General features: G+C 45.5%; 10 protein-coding genes and 2 pseudogenes. 4 read left to right on the forward strand and 8 right to left on the reverse strand.

The genetic code is table 11. The annotated features are described in order from the left end of the window. Nucleotides 1-50 precede the first annotated feature (50 nt). Nucleotides 51-620 (reverse strand): xanthine phosphoribosyltransferase, encoded by a 570-nt coding sequence (locus tag AC1DWN_RS04950; protein WP_477557828.1) that lies wholly within the window; start codon nt 618-620, stop codon nt 51-53. Nucleotides 621-855: 235 nt separating this feature from the next. Here AC1DWN_RS04950 and AC1DWN_RS04955 point away from each other — a divergent pair, with 235 nt between their 5' ends. Next, nucleotides 856-1,563, forward strand: a complete 708-nt coding sequence (locus tag AC1DWN_RS04955; protein ID WP_477557829.1) for a hypothetical protein — start codon at nt 856-858, stop codon at nt 1,561-1,563. 29 nt (nt 1,564-1,592) lie between these two features. Here AC1DWN_RS04955 and AC1DWN_RS04960 read toward each other — a convergent pair whose 3' ends face one another. After that, nucleotides 1,593-2,882 (reverse strand): ArsB/NhaD family transporter, encoded by a 1,290-nt coding sequence (locus AC1DWN_RS04960; RefSeq protein WP_477557830.1) that lies wholly within the window; start codon nt 2,880-2,882, stop codon nt 1,593-1,595. Nucleotides 2,883-3,160: 278 nt separating this feature from the next. Between AC1DWN_RS04960 and AC1DWN_RS04965 the strand changes: the two genes are divergently transcribed. After that, nucleotides 3,161-4,195, forward strand: coding sequence for a YkvI family membrane protein (locus AC1DWN_RS04965; RefSeq protein ID WP_477557831.1), 1,035 nt, complete (start codon nt 3,161-3,163; stop codon nt 4,193-4,195). A 581-nt stretch (nt 4,196-4,776) separates the two neighbouring features. On the opposite strand, the gene AC1DWN_RS04970 is transcribed toward AC1DWN_RS04965, so the two are convergent. The 3 genes from AC1DWN_RS04970 to AC1DWN_RS04980 form a co-directional block, all read right to left on the reverse strand. Then, complete coding sequence (locus AC1DWN_RS04970) at nt 4,777-8,313, reverse strand: AAA family ATPase (protein WP_477557832.1); 3,537 nt, start codon at nt 8,311-8,313, stop codon at nt 4,777-4,779. 721 nt (nt 8,314-9,034) lie between these two features. After that, the gene (locus tag AC1DWN_RS04975; protein WP_477557833.1) at nt 9,035-10,315 is read right to left on the reverse strand and encodes a metallophosphoesterase family protein; all 1,281 of its coding nucleotides are present in this window, start codon (nt 10,313-10,315) and stop codon (nt 9,035-9,037) included. Nucleotides 10,316-10,343: 28 nt separating this feature from the next. Continuing rightward, on the reverse strand, nt 10,344-11,477 hold the full coding sequence (locus AC1DWN_RS04980) for a glycosyltransferase family 4 protein (RefSeq protein ID WP_477557834.1): 1,134 nt from the start codon (nt 11,475-11,477) through the stop codon (nt 10,344-10,346). Between the two features lie 259 nt (nt 11,478-11,736). Here AC1DWN_RS04980 and AC1DWN_RS04985 point away from each other — a divergent pair, with 259 nt between their 5' ends. Continuing rightward, nucleotides 11,737-12,903 carry a GGDEF domain-containing protein gene (locus AC1DWN_RS04985; RefSeq protein WP_477557835.1) on the forward strand — a complete coding sequence of 389 codons (1,167 nt, stop codon included), beginning with the start codon at nt 11,737-11,739 and terminating at the stop codon, nt 12,901-12,903. A gap of 133 nt (nt 12,904-13,036) precedes the next feature. Here the strand turns inward: AC1DWN_RS04985 and AC1DWN_RS04990 are convergent. Beyond that, nucleotides 13,037-13,300: pseudogene (locus AC1DWN_RS04990) on the reverse strand (LLM class flavin-dependent oxidoreductase); the annotation flags it as partial. Here AC1DWN_RS04990 and AC1DWN_RS04995 point away from each other — a divergent pair. Continuing rightward, nucleotides 13,301-13,540, forward strand: a pseudogene (locus tag AC1DWN_RS04995) (IS110 family RNA-guided transposase); the annotation flags it as partial. A gap of 841 nt (nt 13,541-14,381) precedes the next feature. On the opposite strand, the gene AC1DWN_RS05000 reads toward AC1DWN_RS04995, so the two are convergent. Both AC1DWN_RS05000 and AC1DWN_RS05005 read right to left on the reverse strand, forming a co-directional pair. Continuing rightward, nucleotides 14,382-19,952, reverse strand: coding sequence for a discoidin domain-containing protein (locus AC1DWN_RS05000; RefSeq protein ID WP_477557844.1), 5,571 nt, complete (start codon nt 19,950-19,952; stop codon nt 14,382-14,384). Between the two features lie 409 nt (nt 19,953-20,361). Then, entirely contained in the window at nt 20,362-21,642 is a 1,281-nt protein-coding gene (locus AC1DWN_RS05005) for a Gfo/Idh/MocA family protein (RefSeq protein WP_477557836.1), read from the reverse strand. Nucleotides 21,643-21,696 lie beyond the last annotated feature (54 nt).

Raw genomic sequence — 21,696 nt, forward strand, 5'->3', positions numbered from 1 at the left:
ATTATAAGCGATAATGTCGGATGGGAAAAGAGTAATTGTACTGGAATTTGTTACTCAAATGTAATTTCACCATTATCTAATGATGAGATTCGCACGAGCGGTTCCACTCTAATCCCCTGTTCCCTTAACGTTCTGCCACCTGCTTGGAACGATTTTTCCACTACAATACCTAAACCGACCAATGTCGCGCCTGATTGCTCGATTATTTTAATAAGTCCGCGAGCGGCATCGCCGTTTGCAATAATATCGTCAATGAAAAGCACACGATCGTCTTTGCTTAAAAACTGCTTGGATACAAGAATATCAGTTACCATTCCTTTTGTAAAAGATGGCACACGCTCGCAGTAAGCATCCGGATCAGCAAGCAGCGTCTTTTTACGACGAGCAAATACTAACGGTACTCCAAGTGTATACGCAGTTGCGAAGGCAGAAGGAATGCCTGATGATTCCACCGTAATAACCTTCGTAATTCTGTCTTCCACAAATCGCTTTGCGAATTCTTGTCCCATTTCCATTGTCAAAGCTGGATCCACCTGCTGATTGAGCAGTGTGTCCATTCGAAGCACATTATCTGACAATACGGATGATTCTGCCAAAATACGTTGTTTTAATCTATCCATCTTTCATAACCTCCACCAAAATCCTTTTGGTTAACGTACCATAGGTCAGGCAAAAAGTGCAACCTTATCGAAGGCATCTTTTATAATCAAAATAAATCATTGTATATCTAGGTAATATTTTCAAACTAATGTTAAAAAAATAGCAACTTTTACCCTTTATTAAGCGTCTCAAATAGAGAGAATAAAACAGGCCATCACATTAAAAGATAAGCTTTTACAGAAGGGAGAACGATTGATGATGCCTTTTATGGAAAATAAAAACAAAGCAGCACGAATGCTAATCGCAACCTTGTTGATTCTCATTCTTGCTAGCTGTCAAACAGCAATTAAGACTCCGTCAGAAGAACCGTATTCTACCCATACAAGCATGAATAATGATCCATTAGTAGAAGAGGCTGATAGTCCTCAAAAAACATATATCGAAGATAAAGCCAACACAAGCTCGCAAGAACCTTATATTAATAAAGCAGATACTACAAATGACACAAATGCGGAATTGTCGAATTTCCGTGACAAAGACAAAGCAAATGTTGAAATCGAAAGCAATACCTCAAAATGGTCTCAAACCCTTCCCAAATTAAACGGTATGGCAATCGGTGACAGCTCCAAAAGTGTTACAAAGCTATTTGGCAAGGAAAAAGATCGCTATAAGTTTGAAGAGGAAGACGTGACAATTGAGGTACTAGAATATGATGGCTTCGCCGTAGGGTTCGATGAGCATAAATCGATTCATTACATAGAAGTCTATGGCAAGAAGGTTGCTACTGGCTTGAGCAGCTTAAAAATCGGAGATACTCCTGATCAAGCGATAATGACGCTAGGCAAACCAACAACACAAACGACCTTCCTGCTGACTTACATTGCTGAGGGTGCCTTTCTCAAGCTTGACTTGGATCCCGAGCATGATCAGATCGTTTCGATTAAGCTCCTGAAGGAGAGTTAATAACCTAAGCTGCTAAACAGAGTGAGTAACTAAGACCAGTCTAACAGCCACAATCCAAACAAAGCGACTACTAAGATCGGAATGGTAAGTAAAAGACCATATTTCGTATATTCCCGCCAACTGATCGTTATACCACCCTTCCTTACCAATTGGATCCATAATAACGTGGCTAACGATCCCATGGGCGTTAGCTTAGCTCCAATTGAAGTACCTATCAAGCTTGCATAGGGTAAATAAGCGGGACCATTTACCTGCTCAATAGCAAGTGAGGAAATAAGTACAGCTGGCAAGTTGTTAATGATTGATGCGATAAAAGCAAACAAAGCACCTGAGCCTAGTATGCCAATTAATTCCCCTTTGTCCGTAAGTGGTGAAATAGCCGCAGGAAGCCAAGCTACTGCGCCATGAACATGTAAGCTATAGACAATTAAATTCATCGACAAGGCAAATACGATAATTAACCAAGGAGCCTGCAGTATCGTTTGTTTAAATGGAGCACGACCTGCTGCTGCCGAAGCTATCCATTGTACAACTGCACAACTAAGAGCTACTGCAGCTGCCGGTATTCCTATTTTTTCAGAGCCAAGATAGCCTGCCATCATAAGTATAATAATGATCCAAGAGATCCGAAATAATCTTTTATCACCAATGGCCGAAGCAGGCTCCGGGAATAATTCCGGCGCTTGTTCTCGGCCTTCTTCCTGTTTAATGAGTTTCCAAAAATAGCAGCACGTCACACAAATAGTTGCGGCGATAGCTAGTGTTCCAGGCAGAAGCATACGCGATGCGTATTCCCCGAATGGAATGTGGAAGAAGTCGGCTGTCAAAATGTTGGTTAAGTTGCTCATCATTAACGGAGCACTTGCCGTATCTGCCATAAAGCCAATACCTAGCAAAAAAATAAGTCGTCCACTCCGCGATAGCTTAAGCAGTGATGTTACTTCGAGTACGATTGGTACCATAATGAGAATAGTTCCATCATTATTGAAGAAAACAGTAATGAGTGCGGCAAGCAGCGACAAGCCGATAAATAGCTGCAGCTGTCGATGATGAAACCTCTTCACGATATGTAACGCAGCCCAACGAAAAAAACCATTTTGATCAAGTAAAGCTGTAAAAATCATAATCCCGATCAGTGAAAATGTTGCATTCCATACAAATCCCCAAATATACGCAGCATCCTCGATCTTGAGCAGTTGAGCAGCAAATAAAAGGACAGCCCCGATAAGGGCAATAAATGCCTCATTTATCTTTTTCGGTTTAAACAATATGAATCCTAGTGCTGCAATAAAAACAGATACTGAAATGACAATAGACATGTCGGAAGCTCCTAACAAACCTTCTTTGTAATTGGTGAATTATTATGCGAAAAAGAAGTTAGTACGTAAATAAACGAGTTACTTTGTAAAACAATTAGTGATTAAGTAATTGAATAAGCTACTATATAAACGAACAAGATTATGTTATCGAATAAGCTACTATGTAAACGAACAAGATTATGTAAATATACAAGTGATTATGTAAAAATGTCATGCCTGTCCTCCTTCGGACATACCATCTTAATAGAGATGGGTTATCGAACGGGGGACGGAAGACGATGTGGAAACGTTTTGGTAAGGTATTGCAAATTGCATCAACCTACATTGGAACAATTGTTGGCGCTGGCTTTGCCACTGGACAAGAAATTTTACAATTTTTCACAAGATTCGGCTATTGGGGCTCCTTCACGATTATGCTAGCTACGGTGTTGTTCATCTGGCTTGGAACAAAGATGATGCTCATTGCCAGCGATATCAAGGCCAAATCTTACGAGGATTTAAACAAAGCGTTATTCGGTGACAAGTATGGCCGATTAATCAGTCACTTTATGCTCGTTATCCTGCTGGGTGTAACCGCCGTTATGCTGGCTGGAGCAGGCACTATTTTTTATGAGCATTGGAATATATCCTATCAATCGGGGCTGCTTATCACGGTGGTCGCCTGTTATTTTTTGCTTCGCAAAGGGATGAGTGCCATTCTTACGGTTAATGCTATCGTTGTGCCAATTATGTTGATTTTCACAGTGTTCATCATCATTAATACTTTTCAAACACCCGGCGCAGATAAGTTTTTGACACTCAAAAGTGACTATTCTCCGTGGGCAGCATGGGCTGCACCGTTTCTATATACTGCTTTCAACTTGTCAATGTCACAGGCTGTGCTTGTACCGCTAGGATCTCAAATTCAAGATCGTAAAGTTATCATTGCGGGTTCATGGGTCGGCAGTATTGGAATTGGCTTCATGCTGCTGGCAGGTCATATCGCTCTATCGGTTCATATGCCCGGCATTCAGCAATATTCAATTCCAATGGGGGGCATTGCCAAGCAGCTTGGACAAAGCATCCAGTTTATCTATGTTTTCCTCATTTTCGCCGAAATTTTCACCACACTCATCGCTGATATCTATGGCCTTACCCTTCAATTGCAAGAACGTTTCAAATTGCCCCGCAGTGTGCTGACTATAATGGTGCTCTTTGTTTGTTACCTAGCTAGCCAGATTGGCTTTGGCCCACTTCTCTCAACGCTTTACCCGCTATTTGGTGTAATCAGCTTTGGATGGCTCATTCTTATTATTCGGAAGCGTGTGGCATAGGGATAGAATATCGCAGTTTAGATTATCATGATAAAATTACATGTTCAGCTTGCGGCTATGATGCAAAGAATATCAGTAATTTCAGATTGTGAAACTAATGATATTCTTTGTAGGTTTTAAGACGAATTAGTTTCAGAATTTGCAGCTAATTCAGTGGTAAGAGGACACTGAGCGAGCTAACCCATCCATTAAGTTCATCCACTGACACTAAATCGCCGCTCACCCATTTGCGGTCTCATTTAATTTCAAATATTGAAATTAGTTCGTAAAGTAAATAAGACAACAGGAATGGAATCTCATTTCGTGTTTGGATAGGATGAGTATTTGCGACTAAGAGCTGAACAACTATAAGAGCTAATTGCTCAGCTTTCGCACCCATTTACATTTGGATGAGTATTTGCTGACTAAGAGCTTAACAACTATAAGAGCTAATTGCTCAGCTTCGCACCCATTTACATTTGGATGAGCATCGCACTGGGGCATTGCTTAGGCAAGCTGTCTCGTACATGCTCGTGGCAGGTCATCACAATTATTTGTCTATCATTCGAGAGCACGGCTACATAACGGCTAATTGCTCGCATTTACATTTGGATGAGCATCGCACTGGGGCATTGCTTAAGCAAGCTATCTCGTACATGCTCGTGGCAGGTCATGACAATTATTTGCCGATCATTCGAGAGTTCGGCAATTAGCTTCGTTACTGCTTGTAGGCGGCCTCGGTCAAAGTTTACGAATACGTCATCGAGTAAAAGCGGAAGCTTCACAGTTTGCGAAGCCTCCTCCGCCAAAGCAAATCGCATGGCCAAGTACAGCTGTTCTGCCGTTCCGCGGCTAAGCAGCCCACTATCAACCAGTCGCCGTTCTGAAGATTCTAAACGAATACCTGGCTCTCCGGGCGTGGTCAGCACGCGATTGTACTTTCCATTCGTCAGCTGATCAATAAACTGGGAAGCTTTGCGCAGCACAACCGGCTGCCGCTCCTCCTCGTATACCCGTTTTGTCCTTCGAATTAATGCTGCACTTATTGAGAGTACAGCAAAACGTTCTGCATCTGCTTCCAGCTGAGTTAATGTCATCTCTTTCATTGTAATCAGACGCTGCTGATCCTCTTCACTCAGCAAATGATCCAGTGATTGCTGCAATCTCCCCCGCTGCTCAAGCTGCGCCTGCTTCTGCTGTTCGAGCTGTGTCAACTCAGCTAACGACATTTCATGCATGGACTGAAGCTGCTGCTCGTCACTTTCAGCAAATAACTGCTCTAACTCGGCAATTCGTTGCTCAGACATGCCTGCTGTTATTTCTAATTTCAACTGAGAAATCTCCATATCTATAACCGCCGATATACGACGATGCTCAAGTGCCAATTCATACTCGGCTTCACTATTTAAGCCAGCTGCAATCATTTGAGCAGCGAGCTCTGCTTGCAGCTCCTGTAATCGCGCTTCCGAAGATTGCTGCGCAAGCAGCAGCTCTTCACGCCGCGCTTCAATGCGGTGCGCTTCAAGCTCGGCCGCTGCGTGCCGGCGTGTCTCGGCGTGCAGCAGCCGCAAAGCTAGCGCAGGGTCAGCAGCAAGCTGACGAGATGCTTCCTCGAAGCACTCGCATAATGCAGCTGCCTGCGAAGCGAAGGCGACTAGTTGCTTGTCGATAGCGGATTTTTTTGCCGCTAGTCGATCATATTGGTGCAGCCGCTGCACAGCTTGCTCGGCAAGCTCGAACGCTTCGAGCGCAGCTGACGGCGACATCGATGCCGGCAGTGCGCGAGCTGCAAGCCAGCCGGCCCATTGCCGGGCGGCGGCTTGTTTCGTTTGCGCAGCGGCGGCAGCTGCCTCGCTGCGCTCGGCGAGCACTGCGCGCAGCCGTTCTACTCGGCGCGCGTGCTCGCTTTTGTTGTCGATGAGGCGCTGGCTGATTTGCAGCGCCTCGAGACGGGTGTCGACTGCAGCGCGCAGCTGTGTGCGCGCTTGTTCAGCTGCGAGCTTATGCTCAGCTGATTGGTTTGTATGCGCAGCAAGCGGTACAGCAATTAACACCGCTGCCGCCTCCTTAGGCTCCCTTACGAGCAATGTTAAAGCCGTAAATACCTTTAGCTCGCGTGCTCTTAGTTCTTCACCTGCTGCAGTATCCCGTACGGATACTACACCACCTAAACGTGTACGCATTCGTCCACCAGCTGTCGATGCCCGCTCCTGCCCGCTGCCCTCTGAGAACGCCGTTCGACCATCCGATTGATTAGCTCCAGCATATGCAGCATCATTCGTGGAACGGCTAACAGCTCCATTTACCGCATCGCCGCTTGCAGCCTCTGCGACATCCCTCACGCTGCGGCTCCGCATCAGCGCCGCAACAACAAACACCAGCGCTGCTACCGCCAGCGCCAACGCAGCCATTCCGGCTGCGCCAAAACCTTCGCCCGCGGCTGCCCCGCTCAGCGCAGCAAAGCCAAGCGCCAGCGCTGCTCCGCCTGCGCCCGCCGCTCCAGCCCACATCGGCCCGGCTCCGCCTCGGCCCGCAGCTGCCGCACCGCGGCCTCCCGCCTTACTATCGTCGGCGGCAGCGCCAGCGATGCTGGCAGCGCGCACCCGCTCGAGTTCCCACTCGCGTAGTGCAGCATCAAGGGCGTTCCACGCCCCTTTCAGCGCTTCTCTCGTGCGCGGCAGAAGCTCAAACCCATTCTCGCTCTCGAGCTCTCGCCGCTTAGCCTCGCGTTCTATTGCATGCTCCGCTTCTTCCCAAGTATAAGCAGCATCTCGTTCCTGCTGCTTGAGTGAATCCAGCTCGGCCGCAAACCGCTCCTCCGTGCGCATAATTTCCGTTTCCTGCTGCCTTGCGCTTCGCACATAGTCACGATCTGCAACAGTCACATGAAATTCACGTAGTTGTCGTTCCGTCCATTCCGGCGCTATACTGCTTACAAGACGAGCAATCGCATCATCATTTTCGCGCAGCTCCGCTTCAAGCTCCGCGCTATCCAGCTTTAACATACGCATACTTTCACTCGTCTGAAGCAACTGTTCCGTTTCATCTGCTATATGTATAAACTTCTTGTCATAGCTGAACGTTTGTAGTTGAAGCTCTAATAGCAAAACCTTCTGTCGATATTGCTCAACCTCATCACGCCGCTCTGTACGCTGCCTTATTTGATCTTCCCAGCTTTTCTCTTCATAAGACGTCAGACAAGGCGGATAAGCTGCCGCTTGACGTTCCATCAAGAGTTTTTGCTTCCTCATCCATAGAGGTCTTACTGAACAAGCTTTGCTCATCAATAACTGCCGCGCTTCTCTTAGAGGCAGCTCCGCATCAATAGTTCGCAAGGAATGCTCAAGATCATCTGCCAGCTGTGTTAGCTCATTATAAGCCGTTATTGCATCCGTGCGTTTTCGCAAAGCCGTATCGAGCTCATCCAGCGTTTTCAATTGCTGATTGATTTGTTGATTCGTTCCGCGCGGCTTAAACAACGCTTCCATTTCAACCATTAATTTTTTTTCCGCAGCAGCGATAGCCTTTCCACTATCCCAACCCGCTTGGTATAAGTATCTGCCAAGCTCATCTCCGGACAATGCACCAACCTCTTGCAGCTCCGTCAGAGTAACCGCGAACAATTGACGGAAAAGCCGTTCACTAACTCCCCCGAGGAAGCTTCGTTCCCACTCCGCTTGAGTCAGAATAGTATCTGCAGTGAACTGATCAAATTGTTCTCCTGAATTTGACCTGCTATTTGGTGTATTCTTATTGTTAGAAGCTCCCGAGACATCTCCCTCGTACTTTAACGCCCCATCTTTTCCTTCAAACTGCCCCTTCACTTTCTCAAAAGAACCCAATCCGCGAAGCTTAAGCTTACCCGAGCCGTCAGCAGCATATCGTTCCAATACATATTGATTGCCCTTCTGGTCGACAAAAAACAATCGCCCGCCATGCTTGCCGCCATTAACCGGCTCTTGCCGTTCAACAGCTTGTCCCCGTTTGGCAAAGCCATACAGCATGGACCTAATAAATCCAAACATTGTACTTTTGCCAGCCTCATTTGGTCCGTACACGATAATAACAGACGCATCAAGCGGTATCCGCTTCCCATACAACTGACCAAAACCGTCAATCTCAGCTTCCAAAAGCTTCACGAATCTTCCCTCCTCCAAAATTTTATTTCCTCGCCAAATTCCCTTAGAAAGATGGAGCAAGGGATTCCTTGAACCATTGTAGATCGATTGCTTTACACCAGTTTCGTAGGAGGATCTTCTTTTTCATCCAAAATTACAAATGAAAATACAGATAGGAGTTTGTGGTGGACTACTACTTACGATATTTTTTTCATGGAATGATCCTTTATTTGTAAAATAATATGTTGTATTGAAATGATACTTTATATGTGAAAAAGAATTTTTGTTTTGGAATGATACTTTTGTCATGAAAATATACTTTTTAAATAAATTGTCGTTAATTGAACAACCCGGCTGCTCGAGTTTCATTGGATAGTGAGGACAATCTTCATAAGCGTGAGGTTAGGTTCACTATTTTAAAAGCATCTGTTTCACGCCGTCCGAATTAGTGAGGCATACCTCATTACCGATGAAGCTACCCTCACGGGGAATGAGGTTTACCTCACACTACAGAGTTCTGCCCCCAAAATAATTGTAATTAATGAGATTAGCCTCACTAAACAGTGAGTTTCCCTCACTCACTACCTTTATACCCTCCTACTAACCCATTCCAGTAAAAGGGGTCTACGTATTGGAAGAAAATTTCACTTAATTAGTAGAGTCTGAAGCATGCACTACTAAACTCACTCCATCAGCACGATCCAAAGCTCCACTACAAACCTCAGTCAATAAGCATCTAACTCTACTTATCCTCCGTTGCTATTAGTCCCAGAGTCAGCTCCCTTGCCTGCTCCAGCCACCTTTCAGGAAGCTCGTCCCATTTATCTCGAAGCAATCTCCCCAGCTTCACGTTATTAGAAAGCGGGCTAATTGATTCTTTTGCAAATTCACGCCATGCTAAATCGTCACCCGAAAGCTGTTCACTGAGCCGATAAAGCTCGCCTGCAAAGCTGTCTTCCATAGCAAGCTCTTCCAAGTTCAGCTCGATACGAGTATCCACTTCAAGTGTATACACAAACGCCCATGACTCCCCTGAAACAAAAGGTCGACTTTCCTGTAGCTGCTCTAGCAGTGCCCGAACAATATTCGGCTCGGAGAGTTGATTGTGCAACGGACCTCTACCCGTCAAAACAAGACGAAGCATGACAGACCGACCATCCGCTTCTGCAACGAGCTGCTCAATCAGTGTCTCTAACTGCTGTAAAAGCTCTTGCTCAGAACCCGCTGCTTCGATTGACAAAGAATAATCAAGCCAGCGCACCTCGTCTAGCGGTATAAATGATAGCTCTATCGACCGCGTAGCCGTCACATCTACGACATAACAGCCTTTCGCTCCCGTTTCACGCGGATTTCTTCCCTGCGTATTACCTGCATACACAACATGAGGATACTCATGCAGCACCCTTCGATGATGAATATGACCAAGCGCCCAATAGTCAAACCCTTTGCCACCAATAAGCTCATCCAGCGTGCAAGGCGCATAAGGATCATGAGTACCATCGCTATCTACATTGCCATGGAGCAAAGCGATATGATAAGGTGCCTCTGGCTGAATCTGATAGCTCGCCGCTACGTTTTCCGTCACAATTCGTGTGCCGTAGGATCTTCCGTACACAAAAGCAGCCAGCTCACCGCTTTTGCGATAAGCTGGCCGGTATTCCATTTGATCCGCACCAAATACATGCACCGTCTTTGGAAGCTCGATCTCCGCCCTTATACCGTTCAACGGATCATGATTACCGTGGATGACAAACACCGAAATGCCATGCTTCTCCAGCTTTTCCCACTCTCTCACAAGCATAAGCTGCGCTCGCAATGAGCGATCCGATTCATCGAACAAATCTCCCGAGAGCACAATAAAGTCCACCTGCTCACGAATGGCCATTTCCGTTAAATGACGTAATGCAGCGAACGTTGAGTCGATTAACGACTCACGAACCTGTTCTGGCGCTTTCGCAAGACCGCGAAAGGGGCTATCTAAATGTAAATCTGCAGCATGGATGAATCGAAAAGGTACAGCCATTCCATCCCCACCTATTCCGATATAGTTGTTATTGTTGCTCTGTTTTAAACTGAATATATACTTTTTTCATTTGTGCAATGACACGTGTAAGTGAATATACTTTTTTCGCTTTATCCGAGCCAGAACGAGCTAAATTGTAACGATAAGTAGGATCTGTAACAACCTTTTCCAAAGCTAATGCTAAGGCTAGTGGGTCCTCTGGTGGTACCAGCAATCCGTTTATACCATCATCTATCTGCTCCGCAATTCCACCTACATTAGTGCCGATAAGCGCAAGCGAACATAGTGCTGCCTCAGCAAATACTGAGCCAAAGGCTTCTGCACGAGATGGCAAGACGAACACGTCGAAGAACGGCATAAATTCCTCTGGGTGCAGCATATAGCCATAAAAAATAATATCATCATACAATCCCAGCTCTACAGCTAACGCTTCAAGCTCCTCACGAATTGGACCGTCTCCGATAATATGCAGCACAAATGGATGTCCTCTATGCTTTAGCTCCGCACATGCATGCAGCAAAACATCTAGCCCCTTTGCAGGAACAAGCCTGCACACTGTAATGAGCTGTGTTACCGCATTTTCATGTGCGATCGGCTTAAAGCGTTTTTCGTCAAAACCATTCGGGATAACCTTGAAGCGATCAGCATCCTTCACATATTGTGAAATGTAAGTGCGGAACGATTCAGATACAGTAAGCATCTGGTCTGCTTTCGCCTCTAGTTCCCCATAAAGACTCATCAGAAACTGATGCTCGGGTCCACCCTCTTTTATTTTACCGTTCAAAATAAGCTCACGCTCATAACTAGAGTGTATCGTAACGATCAAAGGCGTATCTGGAAATAATTGCTTCATTGCAAGTGCCGCTATTGGATGATGCGCATGAATAATATCATAGGACTTTTTGATGCGCATACGCGTCCACCAAACGTAGTCTCGGTAGGTTTGAATATATTTATCTATAATTACATTTCCGCTATAGACGGTATGATCAAATGTTTCAAATACTACTTCTTCTTGTCCTTTTCCTCTAACCCGTTTAGGAAGTGAGAATAGCTCCATTTGCCAACCAAACTTCGTGAAACGCTCCTGAATATAAGGAACCATTGATGAAACCCCGCCCGGCTGCTCCGGTGGGAAAAACAACGCTTGTAAAATATTCATGATCCCATCTCCTTAAGTTTTGCTTTCGCAAAACTGACTTCGTAAGCATATACTTGGTTTTGCTTTCGCAAAACTGACTTCGTAAGCATATACTTGGTTTTGCTTTCGCAAAACTGACTTCGTAAGCATATACTTGGTTTTGCTTTCGCAAAACTATCTTCATTACCCTCAGATATACGTCTGCCGTAAAACATGATATATTAGAACATATGTTTCTGTAAAGCTACTGACTTAAATACTAGATATTGGTGGGTAACAAATGACAATTACACAATGGTTAACTGGGCCCAATGGACAACTTTTCTCTTCATCAGCTGTTATCGTTATCCTCTTTTTAATGCTCTTCATGTCGTTAAGGCTGTATGTGAGTTATCGCAATAAACGAATTTATCGACTGCTCATCTCAGCGTTACTACTTATAATCGCCAAGCAATGCCTGCTTGTCACTCTCGCCTACCCAGGCTGGTCATTGTCACCATGGTTATATTTAGCATCCACCATATTGCAAATTATCTCTTTCATCATTATAAACTTAGTTTTCTTGAAATTATACACGCTTCGCTCAGCTCAACTGAAAGTCGCTCCTTTTATTATTATGATTGTAGTGACGTTTATAATTGCAGCCATACAATTTTTTATGACGCCTTTTACAACAGATACACTTCAAAGTACTGAATTGCTTACGTTTCCTGCACTCGACTTTTATGAATTAATCGTCATATTCATAATTATGCTAGACACAAGAAATGCTGACATGAACTCTAAATATTATATGAGCCTTATCGTCTTTTTTGTGTGTGAGCTTGCCCGGCTTGCTAACGCCTATATATTTCATGGCTCGCTATCCTGGCTGATCTTACTTAGCCATCTGCTGCCTATCATTTATTTCAGCCTATTGTTTATTTTGTTGTTCGAGTGGGTCATTGAACGTTTAATGTCCACCTATCAATCGTCAATAATGGACGGATTAACAGGACTTTATAATCGTCGTCATTTCTCTTCGAAAGCAGAACAATTGCTGCGTAGAAACAAACCGATGGCTATGCTATTTTGTGATATCGATAATTTCAAAAGATTAAACGATACGCAGGGTCATCACAAAGCAGATCTTGTACTGAAACAAGTAGCGGATATTATTAAAGAGGAATCAAGCGGCATCGGATCAGCCGGACGCTACGGGGGCGAAGAGCTGCTGGCTTGCATAAGCACAGAGCGTGTAAAGCCTGAAATAGTAGCGGAATCCATCCGCCGGAGAGTACAAACCGAAACGATTGTAACGATAAGTATCGGCTTTAGTACAAACAAAGAATCAGCAGCTGTACAGGAAATGATTAAATATGCAGACGATGCTATGTACTTTTCTAAGACAACTGGAAAAAATAAAGTAACGGCATTTAAATCATTGCCTGCCTCCAAAAAAATATGATTTCGATACGATGAGTAAAAGGTGTATTGGTGTACCGATAATAATAGCATCTGCTGCCATTATTGTTTCCGTTACATGGATTGTATCCCCTTCATATGCCTGCAATTCCAATGATTTTCATTCTAATCACTCCTTATTTTGTAGCGGCATACTTTTTAATTACTGGCATAATTTCTGTTGCAATCAACTCTCTATTTATCGCGATCTTATCAAATGGAACGCCGCCAAAATCGATTTGCGCCTTAAAGCGCTGTTGACCAATTAATTCGTATTGGTAGAGCATTTTTTCAATTATTTGCTGCGGGCTGCCGATCAATAATGCATCACGGAAATCTGTAGATTGGGCAAATTGTTGTTTTGGATATCCGCCGCCTCGTAAAGCTTGCATACCAGAATTATGGTTCTCGACAAGCGCGGGCGCCCTCGTCTCCGACGTTTTCTCTTTCTCATGACGATGTGTATGGTCATGACCAATCCAGATGTTAGGGCTCTGCACCACTACAATGTGGATATAAAAAAGCTCAAGAAGATGAAGTCCATTATGAAATTATGCGGTAAAGTGGCTCGAATGCTTGTTGGGCTGGCCAAGAACAATCAAACTTACTGTTCTGCTAAAGTATTTCCGCAAGTAGCTTAAAAGCGTTAGTTCATCAGCTGATGCATTCGCAGGATTATAAGAAGCACGGAGTATCCGGAGACGTTACGCAAAAGGGCTCGGACCCGTTCCGTTAGAAAAACCGACCTCCACCCCTTAAATAGATGTGACGAAGGAACGAACGGGCTTAGATCCGTTGAGACATAGAAGCGGAAATAGCTAAGGGCGACATGGAGACGTGCAACATATGGAACGAATTAGGTGATGCAATAATCACTTTTGTTCCTGCATGCCCTTCTAACTGTTCTAAACTACCGACTCCTCCTTCCCCTCATATTTACCTTAGGGTGAAATCCTGCGAATTCATGAGTCTGAGTGAGGAAATTGAATCATTTCGAGGGAGCATTCCTGCAGTGCGTTATCTATCGTTCCTTATCAAGCTAACAAATTTCATGAATAAATGAGCCTTCGTGAGAAAACAAAATAGTTCATCAGCAATGGGAATACATTCTTGGCCTAATTCGGCAATCGGTACATATTCTTGTCATCCGACAATAAATTAGATTGTTACACAATATATGTCCTTGTTTCTGTTGAATAAAATAATAAGTGTGCTGCCGGCCGATTTTAAAGTATTGGACTCGCTGTGTTAATCCCATACGGATTCCTAGCGCTTTTGTTGAACTTTTACTACGTGCAACAAATACAAGTTGGGAAATTTGAACATACGAACATCAAAGAAGAGGCAGAGCACCTTTTGCCCCGCCTCTTCCTACTGCAATCAAATAACTTACCATATGGCCGCAACCGAGCCCGACGATCATCAACAAGTTGGTAGAACTCGCCATGGCTACCTTGACTGACAGCTGTCAGGGTTCGTGCTTTAGAAATAAATAACTAAATTGTTCAGCCGCATGAAAATTGAGGCGGTTTCGGCACGGGTGGCCGTGCCCTGCGGGTCCAGATTGTTCTGGCCATTGCCGATCAAGATGCCCTTGGAAATCGTCCAAGCAACCGCCTGCATTGCCCAATCGTTCACTTTGCCGCCGTCGGCAAAGCTGCCCACATTGGATGTATCCACTTTCGGCGAGCCGCTTGCCCTCCACAGCATGGTCACAAGCTGCTCGCGGGTAATATTATCAGTCAGATTCGTACCGTCGGAAATATGGTTCTCCACGGCCCATTTCCGGGCATCATTGTACCAGTTGCCCTGACCGGTCGCGTTGGGCGAGCCTGCCTGCCGGTACATCATGGTCAGAACCATTGCCCGGGTGGTCTTGGCCTGAGGCGCGAAGCTGGTAACAGAGACACCGTACATGATGCCGTTGTATACTGCATATTGAATCGCCTCATAAAACCAGTCGCCAGACTTCACATCGGTAAAGCTGGCTGCGGGCTTCTCGCCCTTAGCAAAGACGGCGGTGATTTTGTGGTTTTCGGACACCTTATTAAAAGTGTAGCTGGTCACAGCGCCCACGGACTTGCCGTCGGCCAGCACGTCATTGATGACGTATCCRTTGTTGACCTTGATGGTGAACGTGGCGCTGCCGCCCTTGTCGACCTTTACGTTCGACGGGCTGATGACACCACCCTCGGTCTGGATCACCTTGATCTCATACTGGGTGGCCGCGGTCTCACCCACGGGCTTGATCTCATCGCTGTTTGTGACAGTCACGTGCACTTGCTTGGTGAACGTCTTGCCCACCAGTTGCACCTTGACAGTGATGTCAGTCTCACCAACGGCAACAGCATTAATCTTGCCGGCTGCATCCACCGTTGCGACATTGCTATCCTTGGATTCGAACATCGCGTTTTTCATCAAATCCACTTTGTCCAGCGAATCTTGCACAACAAGCTGAGTGCTCTCCCCCACCTTCAGCGTGGACTTTTCTGCGGCAGCCTCGATCTCTGGCAGCGCCCCGTACTCTACCATATACAGCGCGAACTCGGAGAACGTAGGTCCACTCTTTTGCTCGTCGGTTGCGATCAACTTCAGTTGGGTTGCCGTCAACGGTGTCTCCAGTGCGACAGCCAGTATTCCATTTTGCAGCTTCGCGTTTGTTTGAATGTCGATCCACTGACCATCTTTTTCATATTGAATCGTGACACTGTCCGTTCTTCCTATGAATTTTGAGTCCTCCGTTAGCACCAGCGTATTGAAGGTCTTCTCCCCGGCGAGGGTGATCTTCGCGGTGCTGTCCGTATCGCCGCCACGCGAAGCCCAGCGCGTGGTGGAATCGCCGTCGAACATTTTTTCGACCCCATAGACGGCAAGCTCCGTATACGTTTGATCGGAAGTGCCCGTCGCATTCAGCGCGAGATTACGACCGTAAATCTTTTCCTCCAAATCCACAATGTTTTTTTTCAGTGCATCCCCGCTGGCGATGCCGAGCTTTCTGGCGGCGGCGTACAGCGAATCAATGTCGGCCTGTTCGATTTTGCCTTGGCGGTTGGGGCCGGCGTTGAGCACCAGGACGTTGCCCTCATTCTTGTATTTATTGTACTTGGCTGCAATAGTATACGGAGACATGGACGGCTTAGTGCCATAACCCGTGTGCCAGAACCAAGAGCTGTTGAGCACCAGAGTCGCCTCGAAGGGAAGATAATAGGTCTGACCGCGATAGGTAAAGAGCTTAGGATCGTTGTCGCTTGTCTCCATGCCGTCGCCCAATCTAAAATCAGAGGGGAAATAGTAGATGTTGTCGCCCTCCTTATGATCGGGTATGCCTTTCACCGTGCCATCGGTGCTTCCGATCGTCCAATTCAGGCCAACCTGGCTTTCGGGCTGGAGTTCTTTGACCGTGTCGTATAGTTTGCTAAATTCCCACCGTGGGGCAGCCTTCTCCCAATTGCCGTCGATCCACAGTTCTGATATAACGCCACGACCGTTTTCATCCTTGAGGCCGTATTTGCCGCTCATGATCTCCGACAACTGATTTCTGGCGTACTCGTTGTATTTGGCGTCATTCTCCTTACCGTTTTTTCGATCCCAATTGCTGTCCCACGCCGAGTAGTAGACACCCATATTAATGCCGTACTTGTTGCAGGCGTCGGAGACCGCCTGCAATACATCGATGTGGCTTCCGGACTCCGGATTGCCGACATCGTAATCGGTGTAGGCGCTGTCCCATAGGGCAAAGCCATCGTGGTGCTTGGTCACCAGAAGCACAGTCTTCATACCGGCTTCCTTGGCGGTTTTTACCCACTGGTCGGCGTCGATGGAGGGCGGCGCATATGTGGCGGGAGAGAGATCTCCGTAAGACCATTCGCTCTCGGTGAATGTATTTAGACCAAAGTGGAGGAACATTGTGTATCCCCGATCTACCATCGTCTTCTGGTGCTCGTTGGGCACCACATTCGGTTCCAACTCGATCAGGCCCGTGTCCAGCGGCATATCCGAAGCGGCGGATTCTAGGGCGGTGATCTCGTTGATTTTCATGGCCCCGTTCGTGTCCGTCTTCACGGTCAGCCGAATCTTGCTGGTGATGACAGACTTAAAGAAAATATTCTTTTTGTATGGCAGCTTTGCGCAGTCCACCGTTTTCAGCGTTTTCCACTCCGCGCCTTCCCAGTACTCCACCTGAATGGTCTTGAGCTTGCCGGTAGTCTGCTTGGCCTCGTCTACCGTGATTGTGTTGACGATCTTGGCAACACCGTAGTCGATTTCGATCACCGACTGCTTCTCGCTGCCGTCGGAGAGCCAGGCGGTGGCAGGGTCCTCATCCACCAAATTGAAGGCGGGATTACTGGCGTCGGAATTGGTCGCCGTCGCCTGGGCCCCAGTCGGCAGCGCGTACCGCAGTTGGATTTCGCTGAAGTTCAAGCCTTCCGGAGGACTCACCGTCGTCAATGTCAGCCGGAATTCACTAGCCGTCACTTCATCAAACATGACGGTGCGGGACTGGCCTGAATATACAGGTTTATTTGCATTGGAAACCGCCGACCAGTTGTCTCCGCTTTTATACTCAACGGTAACTGTTTTCAGATTGTTGTAAATGCCGTATTCATATAGAACCAGCCGGTTAATCTTGGCTTCGCTTATCAGCGCTAACTCATAGGTCGCACTGACAGAATCGTTCTTCGTAGCCCACCAGGTGGATTTGTCGCCATCCACCGCGTTTTCGGCCTTCAGGTCATAGTTGCCGTCTTTGTAAGATTCCGACGCGGTAACCTTGGTGCCAAGCGCATAATTTGGATAGTTCACCAGACCACCCATTGCCTGCGTCAGCGCATTTGTGGCCTCTGTCATGGCCGCTTCATCGTTGGAGTTCCCATCGATGAGATTCTTGGCGCTGTACATGGCGACGGCTAGTTGTGACCATGACTGCTCGGTATAGTCGTTGCTGTTCTTCTTCAATGCCTCGTTGTAGGTCTGGATCAGTGTCAGGAGTGGCCCTTCATCCATTTGTACACGGAAAGCATCAATATAAAGGTTTTTATTTTCTAGATTCACAACCTTGATGGTGTGCTGCTGATCTTGTGAAAGATTGCGAATACTGTAAATGGTGATGTAATCATGCTGCACTAACTCATACGCGTCCAGAATTACTGGATCATTTTGATCTAAATAGACAGCCATTTTCCCTGCTCCGTTATTTTTCTCAACTACAAGATCAATGCCAGTGCCGCTAAATTGATATTCCACTGCATCATTGATCGTTGTCGTAGATTTTACACCGTCCTGATAAGCATATTGTCTTCTCATGTCATACCAACTGCCTGTATATTTGAGAACGCTGTTACTGCTGTCGGCCATATATGTCATTGGGATTTCTTGACCCGAATATGGACTTGTCGAAAAAGAAATATCGCCGACATTCTCACCTGCTGCCGCTTTTACCAAATAATCATGAAGCGTCTTGATGTATTCAGGGTCAAGCGTATATTTTCTTGGGTCATCCGGACTTACTGCGCTATCAGCGATGCGCTTCGCTAGATCTTTATTGGTTTGTTTGATTTTGAACATCAGCTCGTAATCCTCTATACCGTCCCTTTGTGCTTCATAACGAAGCGAGCTTTTGACTCCCATATTTTTCGTGTCTGGATAGACAATAGCGGAATCACCACCCCATGGTCCTACATACCATGCGTTCCACGCCCAGTGTAAAGCACCTTGAACACCATCTTGGCTTAGATTCCAGAACAAAAGCCTGCCCGTTAAAGTGGGCTGGGTCCAAAATCGGTTCAACCATGGAGGTGTATTTACTTCACAAGTGTAAACCCACATATCTTTGCCGACCAATTGCTCCGCTTTGTACAGCTCTTTCTTCTCTTGGAAAGCAGGTGTTAGTGGAACCCATACGTCTACATGAGGCTTGCTGCTTTCTGCCATCAGTATACCGTTTGGATCTGCGTCCATCGTTTTAAACTTTGGCGCAACCTCTTTTATTTTTCTAGCCACATATGTCCAGAAATTCTTTTGGCTATCTGTGATAGGCTCATCTAAGATATGCTGATACCATGTGAGACCCTTATCCTTCCACTCTTCTTTTTCTTCCACATGCTTACTAAGAGCAGTCAAGTAATTAGTAATAAATGCATCTGTTACTGGTAATTCTTTAGGCACTCCTGTTTTCCACATTTCGGCTGATAGATGTTCCTCATTAGGCATGTACTTTAGTTGTCTTATCAAATGAATGTTAGCGAAATCAGTGACACCCCTATCAATAAATGTCTGAACATATTGATCAAACTTCGACCAGTCAATTTTATCAGGAATACCCGTTTCGAATGCTTTAAGATCAGTTCCAGTCGCATTCAGTAAGAGGTCTGTTCGTATCCATACCATATTCTGTCTGTAGTCCGTCATTGTTTTGGCATAATTATCCATTAGTTTGAACCATTTATCACTGTAAGTCTCCACTCCATAATAGTACTTTCCTACGTCATATCCCTTCTCATTTACTCCTTCACCGTATTGATACCCATCCGACCCAAAACCATTGGTCATGGACCATTGATAATTGATAAAATTAGCTTCTTTGGTCTTAGGGATTTCAACATTGGCAACTTCAACACGAACAGGTACTATGTAATCTCCTAGAGTTGTCTTTACGTTAATTGTACCGCTATAAGTTCCAGGTGCTGTAGCTGTAGGAACATAGTTAGTAATAAAAATGGGCTGGGTTGAATTGGCTTTTACTTGCATGGATACTTCGTTGGATAGCGGATCAGGCATCTCAGATTCTGGATAGATAAGCCCCCCCTCTCTATCTGGAAAGATATAATTCGCTTTAATCGTATCCGTTAATCCGTATTCCACAAAATGATAAGCTAGATTGCTTCCAGCTATTATTTCTTTTGATCCGGATTCCAAATCTGAGAATTCAACTTTGGTAATTTCAAATGCCTCTTTATTTCTCACTGCGATTATAGCGCTTTCATATTCGTTTTTAGCTGACACTAAGGAAATGTTTTGGATTGGTTTAGCGGGAATGGTGCTGGTTCTATACACCGTTTTCAACGAATTGACCACCCAGAAGTCAACCATTTCACTAGCAATGTCACTAGTTATACCACTATCCGTATTACTTTCGGTGTCACTATCCGCATGCGCAGGTAGAGATAAGATGGACAAGAAAAGACTTAAGGAGAGAATGATACTTAATAATTTCCGTCTCATTAATAGACCTCACTTTCATTATTAAAAAGATTGTAAACCCTGCTTCTTTCTCCGTCCGCCTCTCTTTCTCTTTAGTAAATTTTCCGTAAGCCAATTACAGCGGTTTGAATCGTACTTCTCGATTTGACTTTCCCCTTTAGGTTTACGGCGCATACGATCTCCACTCACTCAAACTCACAGACTTTGACGAAGTACATCCCCTTTACCTCTGACTTCCTTCTTTTGAAATGGAAGTAGGTCACTAATCGCAAATGGAATAAAGGTCTTTAAATTGTTTCGAGAAGGCATCTAAATGAACAACCTCTTTCGTGACCCTCGCCTGTTCCGCTGCAAAAGCCATCAAATGACTTTGAACCGAAGTCTCTCCCGAGGTGAGTCCTTTGCCGTTGCTATCGCCTCTCACCAATCTTATGAAATCCTTAATTAAGCCGCCGTCGCCTCCGCCATGACCCATATCATCACTTAAAACATCAAGCGAGATCAGTTCTGGTTTATCTTGATCGAATCGGATCAATTCGATCTCACTTTTCTCCATCGCACCGCGAATTTCACCCTTTGTGCCCATAAGCTTAATTGTCCGAGTGCAATCCTTCGTGAATGCCGACATCGTGAACACTGCGGTTACTTCGTTTGCAAATTCCATATTGACAACTTGATGATCGACAACGTCGTTATCACAATGATAGACACAGCGTCCGTATGGACCTTCCTGCAATGCTTTTAAAAGTGATTCATTACTCTGATCATCACTGAGAGCCCATTTTACCCAGCTATCTTCTTCAGTAATATAAATGTTCGGAGCATAATACAAACAACTATCCGAAACGGGACAGCCGTCCGTGCACCTGGTTGGTGCTCCTTCCGGAGCATTCTCCTCTTTGAAATGCGATAAACTGCCAAAGGACGATACGCTGACACAGTCATCACCTGCGAGCCAAAGCAGAATATCCAAGTCATGGCAGGATTTCGCCAATATCATAGGACTAGATTCAATGGAGTTACGCCAATTACCGCGCACATAGCTGTGTGCTTGATGCCAATGTGCTACATTCTCATTATGTTGAATCGACATGAGTTGTCCGATCGAACCCTCATCCAACAACCGCTTAATCGTCCCAAAAAATTTCGTATAGCGCAGCACATGGCAAATCGATAAAATTTGTCCTGAATTTCGCGCCTTTTCTCCCATATCGACGCATTCCTGCGGATCTGGCGACATTGGCTTTTCCAACAAGACAGGATATCCCGCTTCTAACGCTTTCATCGTCGGCTCATAATGCATCTTGTCCTGCGTGCAAACAAGTACCGCATCAGCAAGCTTCGGCTGTGCCAACATATCTCGCCAATCGGTAAAACACATTTGGTCTTCGATACTGTGAGCCTTCTTAAATTTATCTACACGATCACTGTTTGGATCCGCCACAGCTACGAGCTGCATTTCATCAGGATGACTCAAAGCGTAATTGGTGTAGATCATTCCTCGTAAGCCAGCACCGATTAAGGCAACTTTGATTTTACTCAATATCTCTCAACCCCTATTGTCATATCATTATTCTATAACTGCTGCGGCCACGCC

The organism is Paenibacillus sp. P4_A7 (assembly GCF_056402455.1).